Genomic DNA, 25,593 nt, shown 5'->3' with positions numbered 1-25,593 from the left:
ATTTATATATAAGTTAAATTTATGAAAAAAGTTAAAGGTATTTATGCTGCTGGTATGTCAATTTTTAATGAGAATTTGAGTCTTAATGTATTAAAGACAGTTACTCATGCGGAAGTATTAATCGATCAGGGTTGTCATGGTGTTGCTGTTTTTGGAAGCACAGGTCAAGCACAACTTATTTCTGTAAGTGAAAAAATTGCTTTATTAAACCAATTATCAAAAAGCAAATATAGAGATAAATATTTAATTGGAACTGGACTCAATTCCTTGAGTGAAACAATAAACTTAATGAAAGTAGCCTCATCTTTAAATTTTAATGATTTTTTGATTATGCCTCCAGCCTATTATAAATATGGTGATAAAGAGGTAATAGAGTTTTATTCCAGAGTAGTTGAGGTAATGCCAGATAGTAAAATTATTTTATATAACTTTGAAAAATTATGTGGCTATAAATTTAGCGTTGAATGTGTTGAGGAGCTTGTAAAAAAATTTCCAGAACAAATAGTTGGTGTTAAGGATAGTTCATACAACCTATATGAACATTTAAAAATTGAAAACTTTTCTATTTTGCCTGGTTCAGAGACAAAGCTATTAAAAGGCTTAGAATTAGGGTGTACTGGAATTATTACGGCAACATGCAATGTAACAGCCGGTTTATCAAGAAAAGTTTACGATGACTTTATCGATAAAAAGGAACAAACAGCAAATAAAATGTTGTGTAACGTCAGAAATACTTTTGAAAAATTTAATTTAATCTCTGGATTACATTCTTTTATGTCTTATGAGGATAAAATTTATCAAAATGTTCTGCCACCCGTTAGTCTTTTAAGTGAAAAAGATAAAAAACAATTAATAGAAGACCTTAATAAATTAAATTTTACTTTAAAATCTTTAAAGACAGCCTAAATTTAGCTAGCAAGACTTTCCAATATTATTTTTAAAAAAGTAATATTAGAGGCTGTATTTATCAATAATAAGTTGATAAATCTTAAGTTCATCAAATATGAAAAATATAAAAAAAATACCTTTAAAAAAAATACCTTTAAAAAAAACGAAGGTTAAAAAAAATTTTAATAAGACAAGAAAAAAAAATTTAACAGTAAAGAAAAATATAAAAAAAATACCTTTAAAAAACATGAAGGTAAAAAAAAATTTTAATAAGACAGGAAAAAAAAATTTAACAGTAAAGAAAAATAATAAAAAACATAAGGGAAGCTTAATATCTAAAATAATTAAATTTCAATATTCATTAAAACCAGAGTTTAATTTTGAATTTAATTTTAGTTTAGAGAAACATATTCAAGCATTTTTTGATATTTTTGCTAATAGAATACTTGAATATAAGATACTGAAAGCAGAAGAAAAAAGAAATAAAAGATTAGAAAAAATTCAAAAAAAAGAAAAAGAAAAAATATTAATTTATAAACAAAAAATAAAAGAAGAAGAGCTTCAAACTAAACTCCAAGAAAAAAATTTAAAAGAAGAAATTAAATTAGAAAAAGAAAGAACAAAAGATATAAAATTATTTTTACGTAAGGAACAAGCCTTACTTAGAGTGGAACAAGCAGAAAGACAGCGACAGTTTCTCAAACAATTGCAATTAGAAAAACAAATTGAAAAATTTAGAATTAGAGAAATTAAAGAATTAGAAAAACTTGAAAAAGTATCTTTAAAAGAAAAAAGAGATGACTATGCAGGTCTACAGGCGAGAATAGAAAAATTAAAAGATAAATACAGAATAATCAGAGATCAAAAAATTCGAGAAAGAGTTGAAGCCTTAGGAGTAAAGATTAAAGGTGATGAGGATAGAGAAACTTTATTACAAAAAGAAAAAGATTATAAAATAGCTAGGCAAAAAATTGAACTTTCTCTTGAAAGTTTTTATAGAAGCGCCAGTAGTTTAGTTTTTCAGCTTAATAAACGACACGTAACTAGACATATGTCAATTTTTAGATGTATTGACCAAAGATTTGAAACTGGTGAGATATTTATTAAATGGGATGAGGCTCCCAATGAGGAGTGGTTATTGTTAATATATATTAAAAATAATTCACCAGATGACGGAATAGTTATTGAGGATAAGTCAAATCCTGAAAAAAACTCTTCGCACGAGTTTAAAGCTAATGAAATATTTAAAGCTTCAGATCTTATGGTTGATTCATTAACCGAGTTAATTTCAAGAAAAAGAGCAAAAAAAGACTAAGTTAAATACTTTCTTCTTTAATTAGCCTCTCAATTTCAGGTATCAATAACTTGCCACTCTTAAATAAAGGATAAAATTTTAAGGCCTTTTCTAAGCTGACAATAGCTTTTTCATATTCTTGAAGTTTTATAAAAATTCTTGCCTGTCCAGATAGAGCACCAAAATGCCTAGACTCAATTTCCAAAACTTTATCAATATCATCTAAAGATTTTGTATATTTTTTCATTAAAAAATAAACTGTTGCTCTCTTATTCCAAGCTTCAGACCATTTTGGATCTGTAACTAGCACATTATCGAAAACTTTAAGAGCATAATCATAACTTCCATATTCCATAAGCTCAGCTCCAAATTCTAATTTTTCGGTTAACCCATTATTGCTGGGGTGCCTATGCCAGACAGACCATATTTTTTTTTCTAATATTTGTGCTGTTTTAAAATCATCAACTTTTTTTAATTGATCAAAAAGTTTATCTAGAAGAATTTTTTGAGATGATTGTGCAGAAAAAAAAAAACTACTTATGAATAGAAATAATAAAAAAATTTTATAAATTTTCATAATTAAAATATAATTTAATTAATATTTATTCTCAATAAGTAAAAAATTTATTTAGAAAGTTGTTTTTTATTTTTTAAATAAAGAAAGAAAGCAATAATTTCATAAAAGAATGAAAATAAAGTAAAAATTATTGGTGTTTTAAAAAAAGTATAGAGAAACTTATATTTTGGAATTTTTTTCCAAACTAATAAGAAAGCTTCTGCACCATCTATTATTTTTTCACCATCTTTAATATGAAGTCTTCGTAAAAGAGTTTTGTCATTTTTTTGGGTTTCTACTTCTGCAGATTTATTATTGGTAATATCAATCCAATCTATGTCTTTAATATTCTCTTTTTTATATAAATTTATTTCAGCGCGACAAATATTGCATGAGCTGTTAAAATAAACTTTCATTGATTATTTTTTTTCTTTCCACGCATTCATTCCGCCAGTCATATTTTTTACATTTTTTAACCCCATTTCTTGCATTGTTTTTGTTGCAAGAGTACTTTGACCACCAAGGCCGCAAAATACCACGTATTCTTTATCTGGGTTGTTTTTAAACATTTCATTTTCTAAAGGACTGCCGTCTGCTAAATAAAATTCTAACAAACCTCTTTCCAAATTAACAGCATTGCCTATCGTTTCTGTCTCAAAACTACTTTTATCTCTAACATCTACAAATTGTACATTTGGATCATTTAGTTTTTCTTTAGCCTCTTCTATAGAAATATTTGTTATTTCATTAGAAATTTTCATTAATTCGTCAAATTTTTTCATTATATAATCCTTTTTTTATTAATTAGTAAAATTACCTAGAATTAGCTAGTTTGTATATGTGCGAAATACACCAATTGAAAAAATAATTATAACCACTATTTGACTGCTATGAATGATTTTTTTACAAAAACTGACTTATCAAGAAAAGATGCGGAAAATATTATTTCTGAAACTTTAAGCAAATGTGATGATGGTGAACTTTATTTGGAGAATTCTAAAAGTGAGTCAATTGTACTTGATGATAATAAAATTAAAAGCTCCAGTTATAGTTCTGACTTAGGCTACGGTTTAAGAGCGGTAACAGGTGAAGTTGTTGCGTACTCTCATTCAAATGAAATTTCAAAAAACTCATTAAAACAATCAGCTGACAATTTAAGCTCAACATTGAAATCGCAGAAGGGGGTTTATAATCATGAAATCCCAAAAACAAATGAGAAGCTTTATAAAGATACTAACCCTATTGAAGAAAAATCACTTAAATCTAAGTTAGAAATTTTGAAAGAAATTAATAGTTATACTAGAGCAAAAGGAGGTATTGTTCAGCAGGTCACAGCTAGTTTTTCTGGTGAACATAAATCTGTAGAAATTATTCGATCAGGTGGTGAGGTACTAACCGATGTTAGACCTTTAATTCGTTTTAATGTTTCAGTGATGCTTGAAAAAGATGGAAAAAAAGAAACTGGAGTTTATGGCATTGGTGGAAGACAATCATATGATGAATATCTCAAAGATGATAATTGGAAAAAAGTTTGTGACGAAGCATTCAGAATTGCCTCAGTAAATTTAGATAGCAAACCTGCGCCAGCTGGAGAAATGAAAGTGGTTTTGGGACCAGGATGGCCGGCAATACTTATTCATGAAGCTATAGGACATGGTTTAGAAGGAGACTTTAATAGAAAAAAAACATCAGCTTTTCATAATTTAATGGGTCAAAGAGTTGCAAGTGAAGGTGTAACAATTGTTGATGATGGGACACTTCATAATAGAAGGGGAAGTTTAACAATTGATGATGAGGGTACCCCCACAGAAAAAACTGTTTTAATTGAAAATGGTATATTAAAAAATTTTATGCAAGATCGTTTGAATGCAAGATTAATGAATACAAGATCTACAGGAAGCGGTAGAAGAGAAAGTTATAAACATGTTGTTCTTCCTCGGATGAGAAACACAATGATGTTGAATGGAAAATATTCCCAAGAAGAAATGATCAAATCAGTTGATAAAGGTATATTTGCAGTAAGCTTTGGAGGGGGACAGGTTGATATTACCTCAGGAAAGTTTGTATTTAACTGTACTGAGGCCTATGAAATTATAAATGGAAAAATAGGCGCTCCTATTAAAGGGGCAACATTAATAGGTGACGGTCCATCAATTTTAAAGGAAGTTTCATTAGTTGGAAATAACATGATGCTTGATCCAGGTATTGGAACATGCGGAAAAGCAGGACAGGGTGTACCAGTTGGAGTTGCTCAACCTTCAATTTTGATTGATAAAATGACCGTAGGTGGAACTCAATTATAAATCATATGGTTAAAGATCAAGATTATTTAAAAAAAACAGCATCTTTTTGTATAGACTTAGCAAAAAAACTAGGTGCAACAGATGCCACTGCAGCAGTAATGCACTCAATTTCTGAAACAGTTAATTTTAGAAATAAGAAATTAGATGAGTCTGATAGATCGGACAGTTTAGGGGTTGGTTTAACAACTTATATAGGTAAAAAGAAATCTAGTATTTCATCATCAAACTTAACAGAGGAAAATATTCAAACTTTAATAGAAAGATGTATTGAAACAACAAAAATTACACCTGAAGATGAATTTAATTCTCTGCCAGATAAAGATTTGCTAGCCACAAAAATTAGTGATTTAAATTTATATGATGATGATCATATAGAAAATGATGAAAAAATTGAATATTTAAAAGAAGTTGAAGAAGCTGCATTTGAAAAAAAAGAAATTATTAATACAGAAACTGGTTTTTCTGAATCTAAATCGAATTTTATATTAGCGAGCAGTGATGGTTTTTTAAATGGATATAAGTCTTCGTCCTTTTCTGCATCTTGTGTTTCCGTTGCAAAGAATGCAAATAATAAGATGGAAAGAGATTATGAATTTACAAGCACTTGCCACCTTCATGATATGCTTAAACCACATCAAATTGGATCATTGGCAGCTAAAAAAACAATTCAAAAATTAAATCCTAAAAAAATAGAAAGTGAAAAAATAAGTATTATTTTTGATAGAAGAATTTCAAAAGGAATATTAAGTGTCTTAGCGAGTGCAATATCAGCTTCTTCTGTAGCAAGAGGAACTTCATTTTTAAAAGATAAAATAAATGAAGAGATATTTTCAACATCAATAAATATTTTAGATAAGCCTGATATTGTTAAAGGGTTAGGTTCAAGATATTTTGATGATGAGGGAGTTAAAACTAAACAATTAAAATTAGTAGATCGGGGTGTTCTAAAACATTATCTGATTGATACTTATTATGGAAAAAAATTAAATTTAAAATCAAATGGTAGAAGTGGTGGAACAAGTAATTTATATTTTGAAAAAGGATCTATCTCATACAAAAATCTTTTAAAATTAAATCAAAGAACTCTTTATATTACTGAAACAATTGGTCATGGAAGCAACTTGGTTACTGGAGACTATTCGGTAGGAGCAACAGGGTTTATGGTAGAAAATGGTGTGTTTAAATATCCAGTTAGTGAAATTACGATTGCTGGAAATTTTAATGATATGTTTAAAAATATAACTTTGGCAGATGATCTTGAGTTTAAATATTCAACAAATGCCCCAACAATGTTAATAGAAGGCATGGTTGTTGCGGGTAAATGAAGGACTTCTGTATTATTGGCTCAGGTATTTCGGGGGCTACAATTGCCAATATTCTTAGCAAAAAATATTCATTAGATGTTTATGATAAAGCAAGAGGTGCAGGAGGAAGATCGTCTAATAAAAAGTTTAATAAGGAGGAAAGTTTTGATCATGGTGTTCAATACATTTCTCCTAAAAGTGTCTCATTTAAAAGATTTATAAACAATCTCATTACAAAAAAAATAGTTAAAAAGTGGCAAGGGAAACACATATTTTTAAATACAAATAAGGTGGAGAATAAAAAGCACCTTAAAATAATTGGAAATAAAGGAAATAATTCTATTAGCAAATATTTGCTAAAGAATATTAGCTGCACTTTTAATAGTGAGCTTATAAAAATTTCTAATAAAGATAAAGTTTGGGAGTTAGATTTTTATGATGGCACTAAAAAGTTTTATAAATCTTTGATATTAACTTGTCCATTTCCACAATTAAAAAAATTGTCTAAGAAATATATTAAGCACTCGTTCATTAAACAAAAAGTTAAGATGGATGCTAATATCACTGTCATGCTTGTTACAAAAAAAACAAGACCAAATATCAGTAGCTATTTCTTTTCTGATCAAACTCTAGGATGGGCTGCATATGAAAATAGTAAAAAAAGATTTAAAAGTGATTATGACTTATGGACATTACAAAGCACTTACAAATGGGCCAACAAAGTAATAAATAAAAACAAGGTTAATAAGTTAGATAATGCAAAAATATTAATTAACAAATTTTTTGAACTTACTAATCTAAAAAAAAATAAGATTTTTCATATTCAAAATCATGGATGGAAATATTCATCTAATCCTAAACCACTTAGTATTAAAAGTTACTGGGATAATACTACAAGACTTGGGGTTTGTGCTGATTGGTTTGTAGGTTCTAGACTTGAGTCTGGTTGGTTAAGTGCAAAAGATTTATCTTTAAAAATTAAAAAATAAATTTTTTATTCATAGTTTTTTAATCTATATTCCCAATTACCCATTCTTGAATAAGAAACTTTAACAATTATTGCATTTTTACTATCATACCAAATATCAAAATCTAACCTCTTGTCTTTAGGAATATTTTTATCTTTTGATGTTAATTTAAAATGATCAACTTCGATTATTTTTCCATAAAGTTCAACTTTTTCTTTAGCCAAGAATGTAACGACCTGCTCTTTTATACTACCTGATATAGGGCTAATTTGAGAGTCGGCTTGTAATATTTGATGGTTCCACCAGCTACCAATCACGTTATTAGTTTCAGCAAGGCCAGTGTATGAAGATCCCTTAATATTAAATTTATCTTTTTTAGGTTCATAAATTAAATTTACAAATTTTTCTTTATCATTTTGCTTTGTTTTAGATTCATACGATATGAGTTTATTATCTTTGTGCTTTTCTATGCCATAGCCTTCAAAATCAAATACCTTAACTCCAAATAAATCTACCTTAAACTTAATTTGATTTTTGATCGTCATGACATCATCTTCTTTATTGAAAAAATAGAAGTTGTAGCCAATAACTTTGCCATCTTTTAATATCTCCATTTCGATTTTTTTAAAATTTTGATAGTGAGATGTATGAGCAGCTAAATTTGAAATAGTTAGTCCTAGAGCCAATACAACAAATAATATTTTTTTCATTAGTCTGTAAGTTAATAGACTTCCCCTTTAGGGGGAAGTCTTTTGTTTATTATAAAGAGAGAAAGTTAATTTTTGAATTTTATTAAATAATATTTATCAGGTTTACGAAAGAGTTAATAATGATAGTCTTGTAAAACAGTTATGCATGAAATACATAATGTTTTATTAACATATGTTTTTATCAATTAAAAATATCCCTAAAGTATCTTGGAGTTCTAAAAAACCACTTAACCTTAAGCCAAAAATTTCTACGTTCTTTTTTTTATCACTTGGCCTAGCTTTATTTGGTTTGGGCGAGGGATTGTTAATAGTCTCCTTTGCTGGAGCATCGCCTTGGTCTGTTCTTGCTCAAGGTATTGCATTGAATATTGATTTTTCTACTGGAATAGCAACTATATTTGTAAGCATCGGTGTTTTACTTTTTTGGTTACCATTAAAACAAAAACCTGGAATTGGAACAATTTTAAATGCAATAATTATTGGTTTAATGATTGATGTCTGTATTAAGTTTGTGCCAACGCCTGAAAATTATATTTCACAAATATTTTTAGCCATCATAGCAGTACTCACAGTAGGTTTTGGTGGAGGTATTTATTTAGTGGCTAATTTAGGAGCTGGGCCAAGAGATGGATTAATGGTTGGCTTACAAAAAAAAACAAATTTACCGATTGCTATGGTTAGAGCTTTCCTTGAAATTACAGTAATGTCTATAGGATGGTATCTAGGAGGAACTGTAGGAGTTGGAACGTTATTATTCGCTTTTGGAATAGGACCGGCTGTTGCCTTAGGATTATTTATTGTTGGAAAAACCTTTAATTAAAGTGGCGTTCCAGATTTCTCGTTCTTTTTTCTATCAGTAGGGTTAAGTATAGCTTTTCTCAATCTAAGAGATTTAGGGGTAATTTCTAAAGCCTCATCGGTATTTAGCATACTTAATTGTTCGGCTATTGACATTTGCCTAACTGGTGTAAGAACTACGTTTTCATCAGTACCTTGAGTTCTCATGTTTGTTAACTGCTTACCCTTCATTACGTTAATGATCATATCACCAGGTTTTGGTGCTAAGCCAACGATCATTCCTTCATAAACGGGGTCATTATGGGTTACAAACATTTCACCTCTAGCCTGTAAGTTAAATATTGCAAAAGCAACAGCCTTCCCATTGGCCATTGAAATTAATGCACCATTTTTTCTTCCATCCATTTCACCTTCAAATTTTCCATAACCATGAAATATTCTGTTAATTACACCGGTACCTTTTGTTAAAGTTAAAAACCTACTTGTGTATCCCATTAAACCTCGAGTTGGTGCGTGAAAGATTAATCTTTTTTTATCTTTTCCAGTATCTTTAAGATCAAGTAATTTACCTTTTCTTCTATTCATTGAATCAATAATTTTTGATGAAAATTCTTCATCTAGATCAACAGTAATTTCTTCAATGGGTTCCATTCTGTTTCCATTTTCATCTTTTTGATACAAAACTTTTGGAGGGCTCACTGTCATCTCAAAACCTTCACGTCTCATTTGTGTAAGTAATATTTCAAGCATTAATTCACCACGTCCACTAATTACAAAAGCATCTACGTTAGCATTCTGAGAAAAAGAAATCCCAACATTGTTTTGTGCTTCAGTAACTAACCGGTCTCTAATTTGAGTACTTGTTAACTTTTTACCCTCTGTTCCAGCTAGAGGGGAACTGTTAACACTTATAGTTATAGACATAGTAGGAGGATCTATTGGTGTTGCAGGAAGTGGTTCGTTTACTTCAGGGTCACAAATTGTATCAGCTACGTTAGCTTTTTCTAAACCTGCAATTACAACAATGTCTCCAGCTTCACCAACTTCGATTGGCACTTTTTTTGTTCCCTCATATCTAAAAATTTTAGTTAATCTACCTTCATCAACTATTTTACCATTAAGGTTTATTGCTTTAATAGGTTGATTAGCTTTTGCTGTACCTTGAGATATTTTTCCAACCAAACTTCTTCCTAAAAAGCTATCCGCATATAGTAGAGTTGATAGCATTGCGAATGGTTTTGTTTTATCAAGATCATCAGGATTAACATGCTCTAAAATTAAATCTAATAGTGGATGAAGATTTTCCCTTGGTCCATCAACTTCTTTACTAGCCCATCCAGATCTTCCACTAGCGTATAAAACTGGGAAGTCTAATTGCTCTTCGTTTGCATCCAAACTTACAAATAAATCAAATGTTTCATCTAAAACCTCATTGGCTCTTTGATCTGCTTTATCTAATTTATTAATTATAACGATCGGCTTTAAACCTTGTTTAAGAGCTTTTGCTAAAACAAATTTTGTTTGAGGCATTACACCTTCAGCAGAATCGATAAGCAATAATGCTCCATCTGCCATACTTAATACACGCTCAACTTCTCGCAGCAAAATCTCTGTGACCTGGTGTATCAATAATATTAATCCTTGAATCTTTCCAGTTGATTGAAGCAGGTTTAGCTAGAATAGTAATTCCTCTTTCTTTTTCTAATTCACCAGAATCCATTAATCTTTCATCAACAACTTCATTTTCTCTAAATGAACCACTTTGTTTCATAAGAGTATCAATCATAGTAGTTTTACCGTGGTCGACGTGGGCAATAATTGTGATGTTTCGAATATTGTTGTTCATAATTTGAGGCTCTTATACATGAATTCAGTCATTTGAAAACTTAAAAAGAACCATTATTTCATTGTTAAAGCTATTTTTAATAAAAAATTCACTTCTTGCGATTATTAAAAAAACGTATAGATATCGCTGTATAAATTAGACGTATTAAAGGATTAAGAGCATATCTCCTTAAGTTTTAAAAAATCTAAATACCCAAATGGAAAACTTTAAATTACTAAAAATAGAAGATTCGTTAAAAAATTCATTGGAAAAAATGAAGTTTACGAAACCAACACCAATTCAAGCTATGGCAATACCAGTTGCCTTAGAGGGAAAAGACATTCTGGGAACAGCCCAAACAGGAACTGGCAAAACATTAGCTTTTAGCGTTCCACTAATTAATAAATTAATATTAGATAAAAATGCATTTGCGTTAGTTATGTGTCCAACTAGAGAACTTGCAACTCAAGTAATGGCTGCAATTAAAAGTATTATTAGTGATAAAATTAATATTAAAACTGCCTTGCTTATTGGTGGAGAGGCAATGCAAAAACAACTTAGACAACTGGGTAACAGATCTAGAATAATTGTTGGAACACCAGGAAGAATTAATGATCACTTAAAAAGAAAAAGCTTAAATTTATCAGCTACCAAATATTTGGTGCTAGATGAAACTGATAGAATGTTGGATATGGGGTTTACTCCACAAATAGAGTTAATTTTAAAGTTTGTTCCAAAAGATCATCAAACTTTATTATTTTCAGCAACATTACCTCAAAATATTGTCAGAATTTCAGAAAGATATTTAAATAAACCTCAAAGGATTTCAACAGGATCAACATCAGTTCCTATTGCTAAAATTAAACAGGAAACTCTTCAAGTTTTTAAAGAAAATAAATATGATGAATTGGTAGATCAATTTATAGCAAGAAAAGGATCAATATTAGTTTTTGTTAAAACTAAAAGAGGTGCTGATAAAATGGTTAAGCGCCTTAAAGAAGAAGGTCATTCAGCTGATGCTATTCATGGAGACCTTCGTCAAAGTAAAAGAGATCGTGTAATCACTTCATTTAGAAAAGGTCTTAAGAGAATACTAATTGCAACGGATGTTGCTGCAAGAGGATTAGATATTCCTCTAATTCAACATGTAATCAATTATGACTTACCACAAGTTCCAGAAGATTATGTTCACAGAATTGGAAGAACTGCTAGAGCAGGAACAGAGGGCTCTGCTTTAACTTTTTTAACTCCTGATGATAGATCAATGTGGAACGAAATTAGTAAATTAATTGATCCAAACTTTAAGCCTGCACCACGGGGAGCAAGAGGAGATTCAAGGGGAGGCAAAAAAGGAAAAGTTCCATATAACAAAAAAAGAAAATTCAGAGATGAAAAAAAATCTAGCTATGGCAGATCAAGTTCTTCATCAAGAGATGGAGAGAAAAAAAGCTTTGGTTACAAAGGAAAATCTAGTTTTGGTGATAAATCGAAACCATCTAGCTATGGCAGATCAAGTTCTTCATCGAGAGATGGAGAGAAAAAAAGCTTTGGTTACAAAGGAAAATCTAGTTTTGGTGATAAATCGAAACCATCTAGCTATGGCAGATCAAGTTCTTCATCGAGAGATGGAGAGAAAAAAAGCTTTGGTTACAAAGGAAAATCTAGTTTTGGTGATAAATCGAAACCATCTAGCTATGGCAGATCAAGTTCTTCATCGAGAGATGGAGAGAAAAAAAGCTTTGGTTACAAAGGAAAATCTAGTTTTGGTGATAAATCGAAACCATCTAGCTATGGCAGATCAAGTTCTTCATCAAGAGATGGAGAGAAAAAAAGCTTTGGTTACAAAGGAAAATCTAGTTTTACAAAAAAAGTTGAATTGAAGCCAACTGGTTTCACAAATAACCCAAAGTATTTTGGGAAAAAAACATCTGAAAGTTCGTCAGCTGGTGCAGATAAAAAAAGCTCTAGTTTTGATGGAAAGAAGAAGTTTAAAAGTAGAAGTGATAGACCTAAGAATTTTACCTTCAAAAAACACAGTCAAAAAAGAGCTAAAGTCTAAGACTTTTTAGATTTCTCTTTTTTATTTTTTCTTTTCTCTTTCAGGCTTAATTTAGGTTTTTTAGCAGTACTCGAATCTTTAAATGATTTTCCACTGTATCTTTTTGACATATCCCAATCTTATAACGGCTTAATAAACAAATACAAAACTTTCATTTCTAGAGTTCTAAATTTTCATAGGACACACACCTAAGGTTGTATTCAGATAGTACTGTCAAAAAATGATCTATAAGTAGTCTTTTACAAATATAAATCTGCTTAGAATATAATTGTAAATTAACAATTTATTATCTTTTAACTTAAGTTAAAATTATATAGCATTTGATCACAATGATATAGAGGGGGTAAATTGAGTACAATTGGACTAGTGACAATGTATCTAATTATTCAGTTAGTGGTATTTTTTTGTATATTACCAATAGATGTTAATCGAAAAAGAAAATTTTTAATCCCAGCAAATGAGATTGGAGCACCTGAAAATCCTAAACTTCTTAAAAAGACTTTTTATTCCATTGGTATTACGACTATTATTTTCACAATAATTTGCTTATTGATGAAATATGAATATTTAGATTTAACAGATATAATCAGTTAAAAAAAACCCCCAGAAATTTCTTTCTGACGGTTCTAATTTTTCTAGGTAACTAGACTGTTTGGAATGGTTTTACATTCTCATTCACTAGTTCATTAAGTATTGTTTTATCTAACATTATTGAACTTGCTACATCTTCATACATCTAATTTTATGTCATTTAACAAAGTAAACTCTAAGGAGATTCAAATCTGGCACATCTTTCATAGTAGATTAAAGTTAGTTGAAAGAGGTGACTTCGATTTAGAGGTGGGTTAGGTTTAGTTGTGAAAAAACTAATTTTAATTTTCATTATCCTGTCAGCATGTTCCACACCTAATTCTAGATCTGATGCATACTATGAAGCAGTAGCAGGTCATATTGCTCAAACTGTCTTATCAGGAGATTGTAATTCTAAATGTATATCTTCTATTGTTAGTTCCGATCTAAAACATGCAACTTATATGCAAGCAATTAACGTTATTGATAAAGTAAGTAAGTTATTACCTAGTATTTATGATGCTATAAAAAAAGAGTTAGTAGTTAGAGTGGATGAAAAATATAAAAAAGAGATAATAAAATGAAAAAAATATTATTTATAATTCTACCAGTACTACTGGTGTTAATTTATATCTTTAGTGCAATGAATTCATTTCATCAAATTCATAAAGGTATTTATTACAATGATAAAAAATTAATTAAAGAATATGTCGAATGGAATGAATTAAGAGATAATTTTAAAGATTATTTAAATATTATATTACTGAAAAAAACCCAAAAAGATAAAAGTTTTAAAAATCTAGGTGAACTTGGAATATTAGTTACAGGATTTGCGGGTAAATTTATAGAATATACAATTGATGCTTATTTAAATCCCGAAGGTTTAAGTTTATTACTAGAAAAAAGTGAAAAGAAAGATGAGATACCTGAACCAACATTAATTACGCTCTTTGGTAGTTTTACTATTATGAATTTTAATGGATTAAGTTCTTTTTATATCAATTACGAAAATGAAGGGGAGGAATTTCCAATTTTCTTTAATAGACAAGGTTTAAAGTGGAAAATAACTCAAATTGAATTCCCAGAAAGTTTATTCGACGATTTAAAATAATCTTGCTAAATCTCTATTATTTAGTCTTAATTTTTTTTCTTTCTGCCTTAACAAGCTCCTCATATTCTGCTTCTTTTTTCGCTTTTTTTAATATTATATTTTTTTTGGAAGAACCAAATATTCCTAAAATTAACATATGAATATAAGCAAAAGGAAATAGAAAAATGATATATAGAATAATCATAACTGGATTATGTCTGTGAAAAAGTCCAATCAAACCTCTAAAACTCCAATAAATTGTTAGTAAAAAAATTATACCTAATACATCATATCCATCCATAGGACTCTCCTTATTAATTATTTATTACTAAAATTTTATCCTCAAATAAAATCGATAAAAATATAAAATGACTACTCTTAATTTTAAGGCATACTTTTTTTCTCTCATTTATCAGATCCCTTAACAAACAACAAAACATCAAATGCTTCAAGAAGAAAATTTCATACAACTATAAGGTTAAAAAAATATTATTGAGGAGTGACTATCAATCAGTTAGGATAATTTATGACAAAATCATCAAGTCAATTTATTATTCTTCGAAGAGTTCACAATAAGCTTTTAGATGTTCTGGTAAGTTATAAAGTTTATATTAATCATAAACAGGTCGGCAAAATTCGTAATGGAGAAGAGTTAAAAATTAAAGTTAATAGTGGAATACAAAATGTTCAATTGAAAGTTGTTTTAGAAACAAGCAATGAATTAAAAGTTTTAGTAAAAAATAAAAATGTTTATCTAGAGTGTGGTAATAGTGGAGGTATTAAATTTTTTGGGGGAAATTGGCTTTATCTAAAAGAAAGAGCATAATTACCTATATCATTTATATGTTTGAAGGTATTTTTCAAATTAATAGGTGTTGTTCTTCGGTAGTTTTAGAAGGGGTGTTTTGTGTTAGAGTTTTCATTAATCAAATGGAGTTAATAAATGTCTAACTATCACTGTTCAAGTTGTAACAAAGGTGTCATGTATAAAAGTAGAGGCTTTCTCTATTTTTTGTTTTGGCCATGGACAATAATGTTTATGAAAAAAAGATGTCCAATTTGTGCGACACTAGTTACCAATCATCATTGTGGAAGTTGTAAAAAAAAAGTTATGTATAAAGATAGAGGTTTTCTTTTCTTTATGCTTTGGCCATGGACAATATTGTTTATGAAAAAACAATGCTCTAAATGTGGAGCAGAAGTTACAACAACATAAATTTGTCAATTTTTTTTTAAAAATTAACAACCATAAAACAAAAACGTCCTCTGTATTTAACAATAGGGTGTTTTCGTAATTGTTAAGTTTAAATGGAGAGTTAGTTCGTGAAAAAGTTATTTCTTATAGTTTTTTTTTTCATTAATTCATTCATTGTTAATATAAGTAACTCCTCAGAAATAATTAAATATCCTTTACCAGAGATTACAAATTACCCCCCATCTATAACTGGTGGTCATTCTCAAACGTGGGATATTACACAAGGAAAAGATGGCAAATTATATTTTGCAAATAGTTATGGTCTCCTTATTTATGATGGTAAAGAATGGAAATTTTTACTTCTTGATAATAAGTATTCCGCAAGATCACTTGATGTAGACGACGATGACAACATAATAGTTGGTAGTTTAGGTGAATTTGGTTTTATTTCAAATGATGGAAATGGTAACATAGAATATTCATCACTTAAAGGATTATTAAATGAAGAAAATAATAATGAAGATAAAATTTATGAAACTTTTTCTTTAAATAATAATGAAATTTTTTTTAGATCACTAAATAAATTATTTTTTTATAAGAATAAAAAAATATCTATAGTTAATAAAGTTAAAAAAAAAACATTTGGTGTGTCAAGGTATCTAAATGACAAACTATACGTTGCAATTAATAGTTTGGGAATAGCACTAATTGAAGATAAAAAACCTGTCATAATTGATAATTCTGAAATTTTTAATAATAAAAGTATTTCTGGATTTCATATGTCTAAAGAAAATAATTTAATTGTGTTTACAAGAAAATCAGGAGTTTATAAGGAAATAAAAAATGAGTTTGTAAAAATTGATAATGAAATAATAGATAGTATAGGTGTAATTTATAGAACTTATAATTTAAAGAAAAATAAAATTGGTTTGGCAACTTATGAAGGTTTATATATTTTAGATATAGATTTTAAACCATTAATATTTTTAGACAGAGACTCAGGTTTAAGAATTGATAATGTAAGAATTGTATTTGAAGACAAAGACGAAAATATTTGGTTAGGATTGGATGATGGAATAGTTAAAATCAATACTAATTCATTTTTTAAATATCTTCCAAAGGGATTTAATAATTTAAATAATACCCCTCTCTCAATGGATAGTTTTAATAACTACTTATACGTTGGAACGCCTATAGGTATAAATAAACTTGTAATTAATCAAGATTCTATATTAAGACAAAAATTTATAGAAATTGCAGAGACAGAAGTTAGGACACAAGTTTGGAGTTTATATAACAATGGTACTGATCTTTTAGTTGGTTCTAATCTTGGTCTAGGTAAAATTGATATTAATGATAATTATGAGCAACTTATTGATATTAAATTAACAGGTTGGGTTTATTATGGCATTAAAGAAAGCAAAATATTTGAAGATTATCTATATGTATTGTCAGATAATGGTGTTTTTATTGTCAATAAAAAGCAACCTAATAAATATAAAATTATACATAATATTAAAAATGTTTCACATATTGAAGAATTAATTGATAAAAATGAAATTTGGTTGGCAGTTCCAAAAAAAGGTGTCTACCGCATAAAATTATCATCAAAAGATATAGAGCAGTTAAATGAATCAGAAGTAAAAGAGTATGATGATACATATTTATTAAAAAAAGGGAAAATAAAAGTTTTAAAAATTTATGACAAACTAATTTTTAAAACACAGGATAAGTATTATCAATTTAATGAAAAAAGTGAATCTTTTTATGTAAGTGAATTTTTTGACTCTGTACCAAATATAGATGAAAAAACTATATGGGAAATTAAAAAAACTAGGAATAATACTTATTGGATGTATTTTGACGAGTTAAAAAATGACAAGCGTATTCAAACATTTTATGAATTAAATGAGTCCCTTAATTTTAAAAAACTTCCTTTTAATTCACTTTCACATCACCTCTCAGCAAAATTTTATTTCATTGAAGATCTAAACTTAATTGGAAGCACTGAAGGTGTTGTTGTTATTGGTAACTTATCTAATAAAAGAAAACAAGGAAAAACTATATTTTCATCTATTAAAAATAATGACAAATCTATTTACAACCTTGGACCTAAAAAAGATTTATTTGATGAAGAATTTATAATTAAAAATTTATTTAATTATAATGAAAATAAATTTTCTTTTAAAGTATCTTTAACAGATTATATAAATGAAAAGAATAATCAATTTAAATATAAATTAGAGGGTTATGAAAATGATTATTCAAAATTCTCTAAAAATGAAATTATTACTTATACCAATTTACAACCAGGAAATTATAAATTCTATATTCAGGGAATTAGTTCTGAAGGAATAATTACAAATCCTGAAGTGTACTCTTTCAAAATTAATCCACCGTGGTGGCAAAGTAAAATATTTTATTTATCTGAGATTTTATTTTTTCTAATCTTATTATCAGTAACTTTATTCTTAAAAAAATCTGGTAAAGCAACAATTATTGCAACCTCAATATCATTCATGATGATTTTAGCATTATTTGAATATATCAATTTTTTAGTTGATCCATTAATTTTGCTTTATTCCAACGGTGTTCCAGTATTTACTATTTTTTCTAAAATTATATTAGGGGTATTATTATTGCCACTAGAAAGATTAATGAATAAAATGTTAGATTATGTTTCTAACAGCAATTTTTTTCAAAAATTAACATCAATTAAAAAATAAAAATCCACCAAACTTCATTGCAGATTTATAGTGCAGACATAAAAAAAACCCCCGAAGTGTTTAACAACAGGGGTTTTATAATTTTTAGGTCTAAATAGACGGGATTACATTCTCATGCATAGGTTGATTAAGTATTGATTTACTTAACTTTTCCTAAAATTGTTCATCTATGTTCATCTAAATTAAGGTCAAATCCCAAAGCAATTCAAAAGATGAATTCGTTGTTAGATAGAATTATTAATGAATTGTAGAAGAGAACTACTCAGGATATTTTTTTTGTGCTTTTGCTTTCCCTATTTTCTTTTTTTTTTCATTTTTGGCAGTCACAGTCCAAACATAAGTGTGTTTTCCATTTGGTGGACAAGGACTTTTGTATTTAAAAGCACCAGGTTCAATAGTAGTTTGACCAGTATATTCAACTTTGCCACCACCATGATTATAAGGTGATTGTTTATCCTTCATTCTGAACTGAAGAGTTTTTGTGCCTTCAGGAACATTTGTAAGTGTAAATATTGGGTTATCAACTTTGTTAGGATTTCCAGAGGTACACAATTTTAAATTACCCCACTCGAACGCTAGTCCAAACTCAGCAGCATTAACTGTAGAAGTTAAAAAAAATAATGAAATAAATATTCTGATTAAAAGTTTCATTACAATAAATTTATGGACTAATGAGAGAACTGTATACAAAAAAAAACCCCCAATTAAGGGGGTTTTTATAATTCTTAAGTCTTAGATAGACGGGATTACATTCCCATGCCACCCATGCCACCCATGCCGCCCATTCCACCAGGCATTCCACCAGGCATTCCACCAGCACCAGAATCTTTGTCATCTGGTTTGTCAGCAATCATGGCTTCAGTAGTTACAAGTAATCCAGCAATTGAAGCTGCATCCTGTAAAGCTGTTCTTACAACTTTAACAGGATCGATGATACCTTTTGCAAACATATCAACATAATCTTCATTCTGAGCATCGTAACCTTGGTTCTTTTTATTTTGTTCAAGTAGTTTTCCAACTACAACCGATCCATCAACTCCAGCATTTAAAGTTATTTGTCTAATAGGAGCCTGTAAAGCTTTAGCCACTAATGTAACACCAGCTTTTTGATCGTCTCCTTTAACTTTAAGTGAGCCTAGACTTTGTGAAGCGTATAAAAGAGCGCAACCACCACCAACTACTATTCCTTCTTCAACAGCAGCTCTAGTTGCGTTAAGAGCATCTTCAACTCTATCTTTTCTTTCTTTAACTTCTACTTCAGTTGCACCACCAACTTTGATTATAGCAACTCCACCAGCAAGTTTTGCTAGTCTTTCTTGAAGTTTTTCTCTGTCATAATCAGAAGTTGTTTCACCAACTTGTTGTTTAATTTGAGCACATCTAGCTTCAATCTCAGATTTTTTACCGCTACCACTAATGATAGTACTGTTATCTTTATCAACTTTTACTCTTTTACAAGAACCAAGGTCAGTAAGTTTAACATTTTCAAGCTTAACTCCGATGTCTTCAGAAATAACCTGACCACCAGTTAAGATTGCGATATCATCAAGCATTGATTTTCTTCTATCACCAAAACCTGGAGCTTTAACAGCAACAACTTTTAAACCACCTCTAAGTTTATTTACAACAAGAGTTGCAAGAGCTTCGCCCTCAACATCTTCTGAAATAATCATTAGTGGCCGTCCAGCTTGAACAACAGCTTCTAAAAGTGGAACCATTGGCTGTAAGTTAGTTAATTTCTTTTCATGTAATAGAATAAAAGGATTTTCTAACTCAGTAGTCATTTTATCAGCATTAGTGATAAAGTATGGCGATAAATATCCTCTATCAAACTGCATACCCTCAACAACATCTAGCTCAGTTTCTATTCCTTTTGCTTCCTCAACAGTGATAACACCTTCATTACCAACTTTTTGCATCGCTTTTGCAATCATGTTACCAATTTCTTTATCACCATTAGATGAAATAGTACCAATTTGAGCAATCTCATCACTATCTTTTACTTTTTTAGCCGAAGCAATTAGACTGCCTTTAACATGTTCTACTGCTGCATCAATCCCTCTTTTAACATCCATAGGGTTCATACCTGCAGTCACATATTTTACACCTTCTTTAACAATTGCTTGTGCTAAAATGGTTGCTGTAGTTGTTCCATCACCAGCTTCTTCATTTGTTTTGTTAGCAACTTCCTTAACCATTTGAGCGCCCATGTTTTCAAATTTATCTTCTAAATCAATTTCTTTAGCAACTGAAACACCGTCTTTAGTAATTCTTGGTGCACCATAAGATTTATCAATAACTACATTTCTACCTTTTGGTCCAAGTGTAACTTTTACTGTATTTGCAAGGATATCAACACCTCTTATCATTGCAGCTCTTGCTTCAGAGTCAAATTTTATAACTTTTGCCATTTTATTTTCTCCTTTTAATTAAATTATTTTCCTGAAATACCCATAATGTCAGACTCTTTCATTATGCTGTATTCTTTGCCATCGATTTTGATTTCAGTTCCTGACCATTTGCCAAAAAGAACTTTGTCTCCAACTTTAACATCCATTGGAATTAACTTTCCATCTTCAGTTTTTGCTCCACCACCAACAGCAATAACTTTACCTTCTTGAGGTTTTTCTTGTGCTGTATCAGGGATAATTATTCCTCCAGCAGTTTTTTCACTACTGTCTAAAACTTGTATTAAAACTCTATCGTGTAACGGTTTAAATTTCATAAATTCTCCTTTTAATATGCGACTCATATAGCTATTAGCCTCACTATTTCAAGGTTAAGTAAAAAAAATATGTGAGCCAAAAAACCAGAGAAATTGTGTTTTTTATGAGTTATACCTGCCACAATGAGTGAAAACTTAGATAATAACGGATTAAAGTCAATTGCTGAGAACTATGATATTTTCTATATTGATTTATGGGGTGTTATTCACAACGGAATAAACCTTCATAAAAATGCAATTGAAGCCTTAAAAGAAATTACTAAAGCAAAAAAAAAATATGTTCTCTTAACTAACGCACCACGACCCAATAAAACTGTAAAGTCATTTTTGGAAAAAATGGGAATGAATAAAGAAATTAGAGAAAATGTATATTCATCAGGAGAAGCGGCATTGAGTTATTTAAAAAAAAACTTATTAGATGATAAATTTTATCATTTAGGACCTCCTAGAGATTTTGATTTATTTTTAGATTTTAAAAAAAATCAGACTCAAGATATTAAAGAAAGCTTTTATTTGTTGTGCACAGGTTTATTTGAAGAACAAGGTGAGGATTTGAATTATTATAAAGAATTATTTAAAGAGCACATTAACAAGAAAATGATATGCACTAATCCAGATTTAATTGTTGATAGAGGTGAGAAAAGAGAATTGTGTGCAGGGTCAGTAGCATTAGTTTTTGAAAAAATGGGAGGAAAGGTTATATATTTTGGAAAACCATTTCCTGAAGTTTACAATCAGTCAATTGATAATAAGAAAAAAAAGTTTTGTCAATTGGTGACAATTTGAACACAGATATTAAAGGAGCAAATCTTTTAAATTATGATTCATTAATAATATCAAATGGTGTTCATAAAGATGAAATTAAAAAAGAAGGAATAGATATAGTTTTAAAAAAATATGAAGTTGTTGTAAATTTTATTCAAACAGAACTTAAATGGTAAAATGATGAAACTATATAAAAATTTTGATATTTCTAAAAATCACAAAAGATCAATAATTTTAATTGGAAATTTTGATGGTGTTCATGTGGGCCATCAAAAATTATTTAAATTAGCAAATAGTTATAAAAAAAAATTTAATCTAAATATTGGTGTTTTAACATTTGAGCCAATGCCCAAAATGTTTTTTAATAAAGATATAAAAAACTTCAGAATTTCAAATATTAATCAAAAAAATATAATTCTAAAAAGCCTGGGAGTTGACTTTATAATTACTCAAAAATTTGATAAAATATTTTCTAAGATTAAATCTGACTTTTTTATTAAAAAAATTTTATCTGAAAAATTGGAGGCACAATATATATTTGTTAGTAATAATTTTAAATTTGGAAATAAAAGAGAGGGTGATGTTAATCAATTAATTAAAAATGAAAAAATTTATGATTATAAAATAGTAAAACCGCAACCGTTAATATTGAGTCAAAAAATTATTTCTTCTACATACATCAGATCTCTTTTGGAAAGGGGGAATTTAAAAAAAACCAATAAACTATTGGGAAGAAATTGGGCGATTGAAGGAATGGTTCAAAAGGGCAGACAACAAGGAAAAAAGATTGGTTTTCCAACCTGCAACATAGATGTTAAGGATTATGTTATTGCTATGCCAGGTGTGTATGCGGTCAAAGTAAACCGAAAAAACTCCAATAAACCTTTGAAAGCGATTGCAAACCTGGGTTATAGACCGACTTTTAACCAAAAAAAGATATTATTAGAGGTTCATATTTTCAATTTTTCTGGAAATCTTTATAATAAGTATTTATCAATTGAATTCACAAAATTTATTAGAAAAGAAAAAAAATTCAAAAACGTTAATCAATTAAAAAAACAAATTCAAAGTGATCTAAAAGTCGCTAAAAGAAGTTAAAATGAGTAAAGAAAATATAAATTTACCAAAAACAGCTTTCTCCATGAAAGCTAACTTACAGAATAAAGAGCCTGAAATTTTAGATTATTGGAAAAAAATTGATCTTTATAAAGAGTTAAGAAAATCTAGCAAAGGTAAGGAAAAATTTATACTCCACGATGGACCTCCATATGCAAATGGAAACATTCATATGGGTACAGCGTTAAATAAAATTTTAAAAGATATAATTGTTAGGTTTCATCAAATGGATGGTAAAGATTCAGTATATGTTCCAGGATGGGATTGTCATGGACTACCTATTGAATGGAAAATTGAAGAACGTTATAAAAAAAATAAAAAAAATAAGAATGAAGTTCCAATTACAGAATTTAGAAAAGAGTGTAGAGATTTTGCACAAAAATGGATTGAAGTTCATAAAACACAATTTAAAAGATTGGGTGTTATAGGTGATTGGGATAATCACTATGCAACCATGAGCTTTGATGCAGAAGCACAAATCGTAAGAGAGTTAGGTAAGTTTTTAAAAGAAGGAAGTCTTTATAGAGGATTTAAACCTGTTCTTTGGTCTACAGTTGAGAAAACTGCTTTAGCAGATGCTGAAGTAGAATATCAAGATCATAAATCAGATACGATCTATGCTAGTTTTCCTATTAAAAAAACAAATTTAAAAGAATTAGAAGGTACGGAGATTGTCATATGGACAACTACGCCCTGGACAATACCAGCGAACAAAGCTTTAGCTTATAATGAAGCTTTAGATTATTTAGTAATTCATTTAAATGATGATGGAGATTTTAAAGATAAAAAAATAGTGATTGCGGAGGCGTTATTAGATTCTGTTATTAAAGACTGTGATATCAAAAGTTATAAAGAAATTAAAAAATTTAAAGGGAAAGATTTTAAAGATACAATTTGTAGTCATCCATTTTTAAATCTTGGTTATGATTATGAAATTCCAATGCTTGAAGCAAGGTTTGTTACAACTGAACAAGGAACAGGTATCGTTCACTGTGCGCCTAGTCATGGTCCCGATGATTTCAATCTTTGTTTAAAACATGGTATTAAAGCAATTGAGACAGTTGATGGTGATGGAAAATATACTAAAAATCTTCCTTTATTTGAAGGAACACATATTTTTAAAGCAAACCCGATTGTTATCGAAAAATTAAAAGCACAAAAAAAACTACTATTTAATGGAGAGTTAATTCATTCATATCCCCATTCTTGGAGATCAAAAGCTCCACTCGTTCATAGAGCAACTCCCCAATGGTTTATTTCTATGGAAAGTCATGGTCTAAGAAAAAAAGCACTAAAAGCATTAGATGACACTACTTTTTACCCTGACAAAGGTAGAGAAAGAATAAAGGCAATGATCGAAACAAGGCCTGACTGGTGCGTTTCAAGACAAAGAGTTTGGGGAGTTCCGTTACCTATATTTGTCCATAAAACTACTAAAGAAATTTTAGCTGATGATGAGGTAAATGAAAATATTGCAAGTATTTATGAAAAAGAGGGCTCTGATTGTTGGTTCTCTGATGATCCACAAAGATTTTTAGGAGATAAGTATAAAGCAGAAGATTATGATAAAATAAGTGACATTGTTGAGGTATGGTTTGATAGTGGTTGTACGCATGCATTTGTTTTAGAAAAAAGAGAAGATCTTCAATGGCCTGCATCAATGTATCTAGAGGGATCTGATCAACATAGAGGTTGGTTTCATTCATCATTGCTAGAGTCATGTGGAACCAGAGGTAGAGCTCCCTATGAATCGATATTATCACATGGATTTGTCGTAGATGGCAAAGGTCTTAAAATGTCTAAATCTGTGGGAAATGTTATAGCACCAGAAGATATTTTAAAAAAATATGGTGCTGATATTTTAAGAATATGGGTTGCTTCGTCAAACTATGCTGAAGACTTAAGAATTGATTATTCTATTTTAGAACAACATGCAGATTCTTATAGAAAGATTAGAAATACATTTAGATATTTACTTGGAAACTTAAATGATGATTTTAAGAAAATTGATCTTGAAAAATTAGATTTAAATCAATTACCAGAGTTAGAGCAATATATGCTTCACAGAGTTTATGATTTAAATGAAAATTTTAAAAATTATTTTAAGTCATATGACTTTCATAATCTTTACAAAGAACTTTTGAATTTTTGCACAGTAGACTTATCTGCATTTTATTTTGATATTAGAAAAGATGCTTTGTATTGTGATTCAAAAAATTCAGAGAGAAGAAAAAGTAGCATTATTGTATTAAATATAATTTTAGAATCTCTGATTAAATGGTATGCACCTATACTTTCCTTTACAACAGAAGAAATTTTTACACTTATAAATAAAGATAAAAAAAGTATTCATCTAGAAAAATTCATGGAATTTCCAAAATCATTTGAAAATGAAAAATTAAACAAAAAATGGGTTGAGTTAAAAAAAATTAGAGATATTTGTAATATAAGCATTGAAGCAAAAAGAGCGAATAAAGAAATAGGATCAAGCTTAGAAGCAAACTTAACTATTAATTTAAATAAAAATTTATATGAAATTTCAAATAATATTGATTTTTCAGAGCTATGCATCACATCCTCAGCAATCGTAGAGCAATCAGACATTGAAGAAGTAATAGTTAAAACAACTAAAGCTGAAGGCAATAAGTGTCCAACTTGTTGGAAAATCAATGAAGAAAAGTGTGAAAGACACTCAAGTTAG

25 protein-coding genes and 1 pseudogene are annotated in these 25,593 nt (G+C 29.1%); 17 read left to right on the top strand and 9 right to left on the bottom strand.

Going from position 1 to position 25,593, the window contains the following annotated elements:
- Window positions 1-21 precede the first annotated feature (21 nt).
- Window positions 22-906, top strand: a complete 885-nt coding sequence (locus ABXT58_RS06200; protein WP_415303793.1) for a dihydrodipicolinate synthase family protein — start codon at window positions 22-24, stop codon at window positions 904-906.
- 97 nt (window positions 907-1,003) lie between these two features.
- Entirely contained in the window at window positions 1,004-2,203 is a 1,200-nt protein-coding gene (locus ABXT58_RS06195) for a hypothetical protein (RefSeq protein WP_415303792.1), read from the top strand.
- 1 nt (window position 2,204) lies between these two features.
- On the opposite strand, the gene ABXT58_RS06190 is transcribed toward ABXT58_RS06195, so the two are convergent.
- From ABXT58_RS06190 to ABXT58_RS06180, 3 genes are read right to left on the bottom strand one after another with little or no spacing between them, the layout of a single operon-like run.
- Window positions 2,205-2,759: a tetratricopeptide repeat protein gene (locus ABXT58_RS06190; RefSeq protein WP_415303791.1), complete on the bottom strand. Its 555-nt coding sequence runs from the start codon at window positions 2,757-2,759 to the stop codon at window positions 2,205-2,207.
- Window positions 2,760-2,806: 47 nt separating this feature from the next.
- Window positions 2,807-3,154, bottom strand: a complete 348-nt coding sequence (locus ABXT58_RS06185) for a thiol-disulfide oxidoreductase DCC family protein (protein ID WP_415303790.1) — start codon at window positions 3,152-3,154, stop codon at window positions 2,807-2,809.
- Window positions 3,155-3,157: 3 nt separating this feature from the next.
- On the bottom strand, window positions 3,158-3,520 hold the full coding sequence (locus tag ABXT58_RS06180; RefSeq protein WP_415303789.1) for a rhodanese-like domain-containing protein: 363 nt from the start codon (window positions 3,518-3,520) through the stop codon (window positions 3,158-3,160).
- Window positions 3,521-3,628: 108 nt separating this feature from the next.
- On the opposite strand from ABXT58_RS06180, the gene tldD reads away from it, so the two are divergent.
- The 3 genes from tldD to ABXT58_RS06165 are packed head-to-tail and all read left to right on the top strand — an operon-like array spanning window position 3,629 to window position 7,334.
- Complete coding sequence (gene tldD, locus ABXT58_RS06175; protein ID WP_415303788.1) at window positions 3,629-5,041, top strand: metalloprotease TldD; 1,413 nt, start codon at window positions 3,629-3,631, stop codon at window positions 5,039-5,041.
- Between the two features lie 5 nt (window positions 5,042-5,046).
- The gene (locus ABXT58_RS06170; RefSeq protein WP_415303787.1) at window positions 5,047-6,366 is read left to right on the top strand and encodes a TldD/PmbA family protein; all 1,320 of its coding nucleotides are present in this window, start codon (window positions 5,047-5,049) and stop codon (window positions 6,364-6,366) included.
- Window positions 6,363-7,334 (top strand): NAD(P)/FAD-dependent oxidoreductase, encoded by a 972-nt coding sequence (locus ABXT58_RS06165; protein WP_415303786.1) that lies wholly within the window; start codon window positions 6,363-6,365, stop codon window positions 7,332-7,334. The genes ABXT58_RS06170 and ABXT58_RS06165 overlap by 4 nt, the downstream gene beginning before the upstream one ends.
- 5 nt (window positions 7,335-7,339) lie before the next feature.
- On the opposite strand, the gene ABXT58_RS06160 is transcribed toward ABXT58_RS06165, so the two are convergent.
- Window positions 7,340-8,023 carry a DUF6134 family protein gene (locus tag ABXT58_RS06160; RefSeq protein WP_415303785.1) on the bottom strand — a complete coding sequence of 228 codons (684 nt, stop codon included), beginning with the start codon at window positions 8,021-8,023 and terminating at the stop codon, window positions 7,340-7,342.
- Between the two features lie 172 nt (window positions 8,024-8,195).
- Here ABXT58_RS06160 and ABXT58_RS06155 point away from each other — a divergent pair, with 172 nt between their 5' ends.
- On the top strand, window positions 8,196-8,843 hold the full coding sequence (locus ABXT58_RS06155) for a YczE/YyaS/YitT family protein (protein WP_415303784.1): 648 nt from the start codon (window positions 8,196-8,198) through the stop codon (window positions 8,841-8,843).
- Here ABXT58_RS06155 and typA read toward each other — a convergent pair.
- Window positions 8,840-10,667, bottom strand: a pseudogene (gene typA, locus ABXT58_RS06150) (translational GTPase TypA). The gene ABXT58_RS06155 and the pseudogene typA sit on opposite strands and share 4 nt — an antisense overlap.
- Window positions 10,668-10,863: 196 nt before the next feature.
- Between typA and ABXT58_RS06145 the strand changes: the two are divergent.
- The 4 genes from ABXT58_RS06145 (at window position 10,864) to ABXT58_RS06130 (ending at window position 14,386) form a co-directional block, all read left to right on the top strand.
- Window positions 10,864-12,705, top strand: coding sequence for a DEAD/DEAH box helicase (locus ABXT58_RS06145; protein WP_415303783.1), 1,842 nt, complete (start codon window positions 10,864-10,866; stop codon window positions 12,703-12,705).
- A 366-nt stretch (window positions 12,706-13,071) separates the two neighbouring features.
- Entirely contained in the window at window positions 13,072-13,299 is a 228-nt protein-coding gene (locus ABXT58_RS06140) for a DUF1467 family protein (protein ID WP_415304929.1), read from the top strand.
- 263 nt (window positions 13,300-13,562) lie between these two features.
- Window positions 13,563-13,859 carry a hypothetical protein gene (locus tag ABXT58_RS06135; protein ID WP_415303782.1) on the top strand — a complete coding sequence of 99 codons (297 nt, stop codon included), beginning with the start codon at window positions 13,563-13,565 and terminating at the stop codon, window positions 13,857-13,859.
- Window positions 13,856-14,386, top strand: a complete 531-nt coding sequence (locus ABXT58_RS06130; protein ID WP_415303781.1) for a DUF2939 domain-containing protein — start codon at window positions 13,856-13,858, stop codon at window positions 14,384-14,386. The genes ABXT58_RS06135 and ABXT58_RS06130 overlap by 4 nt, the downstream gene beginning before the upstream one ends.
- 16 nt (window positions 14,387-14,402) lie before the next feature.
- On the opposite strand, the gene ABXT58_RS06125 is transcribed toward ABXT58_RS06130, so the two are convergent.
- Entirely contained in the window at window positions 14,403-14,666 is a 264-nt protein-coding gene (locus ABXT58_RS06125; protein ID WP_415303780.1) for a hypothetical protein, read from the bottom strand.
- Window positions 14,667-14,891: 225 nt separating this feature from the next.
- On the opposite strand from ABXT58_RS06125, the gene ABXT58_RS06120 reads away from it, so the two are divergent.
- From ABXT58_RS06120 to ABXT58_RS06110, 3 genes are all read left to right on the top strand, one after another.
- A complete protein-coding gene (locus tag ABXT58_RS06120; protein ID WP_415303779.1) occupies window positions 14,892-15,191 on the top strand; it encodes a hypothetical protein in 300 nt (99 codons plus the stop codon).
- Window positions 15,192-15,308: 117 nt separating this feature from the next.
- Window positions 15,309-15,581 (top strand): hypothetical protein, encoded by a 273-nt coding sequence (locus ABXT58_RS06115; protein ID WP_415303778.1) that lies wholly within the window; start codon window positions 15,309-15,311, stop codon window positions 15,579-15,581.
- 107 nt (window positions 15,582-15,688) lie between these two features.
- A complete protein-coding gene (locus ABXT58_RS06110; RefSeq protein ID WP_415303777.1) occupies window positions 15,689-18,286 on the top strand; it encodes a triple tyrosine motif-containing protein in 2,598 nt (865 codons plus the stop codon).
- A gap of 258 nt (window positions 18,287-18,544) precedes the next feature.
- On the opposite strand, the gene ABXT58_RS06105 is transcribed toward ABXT58_RS06110, so the two are convergent.
- The 3 genes from ABXT58_RS06105 to groES form a co-directional block, all read right to left on the bottom strand.
- A complete protein-coding gene (locus tag ABXT58_RS06105) occupies window positions 18,545-18,937 on the bottom strand; it encodes a phospholipid-binding protein (RefSeq protein WP_415303776.1) in 393 nt (130 codons plus the stop codon).
- A gap of 95 nt (window positions 18,938-19,032) precedes the next feature.
- Window positions 19,033-20,697 (bottom strand): chaperonin GroEL, encoded by a 1,665-nt coding sequence (gene groL / locus ABXT58_RS06100; RefSeq protein ID WP_415303775.1) that lies wholly within the window; start codon window positions 20,695-20,697, stop codon window positions 19,033-19,035.
- Window positions 20,698-20,720: 23 nt separating this feature from the next.
- Complete coding sequence (gene groES / locus ABXT58_RS06095) at window positions 20,721-21,011, bottom strand: co-chaperone GroES (protein ID WP_271477562.1); 291 nt, start codon at window positions 21,009-21,011, stop codon at window positions 20,721-20,723.
- A gap of 123 nt (window positions 21,012-21,134) precedes the next feature.
- Between groES and ABXT58_RS06090 the strand changes: the two genes are divergently transcribed.
- From ABXT58_RS06090 to ileS, 4 genes are read left to right on the top strand one after another with little or no spacing between them, the layout of a single operon-like run.
- On the top strand, window positions 21,135-21,797 hold the full coding sequence (locus ABXT58_RS06090) for a TIGR01459 family HAD-type hydrolase (RefSeq protein WP_415303774.1): 663 nt from the start codon (window positions 21,135-21,137) through the stop codon (window positions 21,795-21,797).
- Window positions 21,794-21,952: a hypothetical protein gene (locus tag ABXT58_RS06085; protein ID WP_415303773.1), complete on the top strand. Its 159-nt coding sequence runs from the start codon at window positions 21,794-21,796 to the stop codon at window positions 21,950-21,952. Before ABXT58_RS06090 ends, ABXT58_RS06085 begins: the two co-directional genes overlap by 4 nt.
- 1 nt (window position 21,953) lies before the next feature.
- Window positions 21,954-22,874, top strand: coding sequence for a bifunctional riboflavin kinase/FAD synthetase (locus ABXT58_RS06080; protein ID WP_415303772.1), 921 nt, complete (start codon window positions 21,954-21,956; stop codon window positions 22,872-22,874).
- Window position 22,875: 1 nt separating this feature from the next.
- Complete coding sequence (ileS, locus tag ABXT58_RS06075; RefSeq protein ID WP_415303771.1) at window positions 22,876-25,593, top strand: isoleucine--tRNA ligase; 2,718 nt, start codon at window positions 22,876-22,878, stop codon at window positions 25,591-25,593.

Origin of the sequence: Candidatus Pelagibacter sp. Uisw_090 (genome assembly GCF_047717845.1) — a bacterium.
Taxonomy (GTDB): Bacteria; Pseudomonadota; Alphaproteobacteria; order Pelagibacterales; family Pelagibacteraceae; genus Pelagibacter.
The sequence above is the reverse complement of the archived record's forward strand: the minus strand, read 5'-3'. Positions and strand labels throughout refer to the sequence as shown.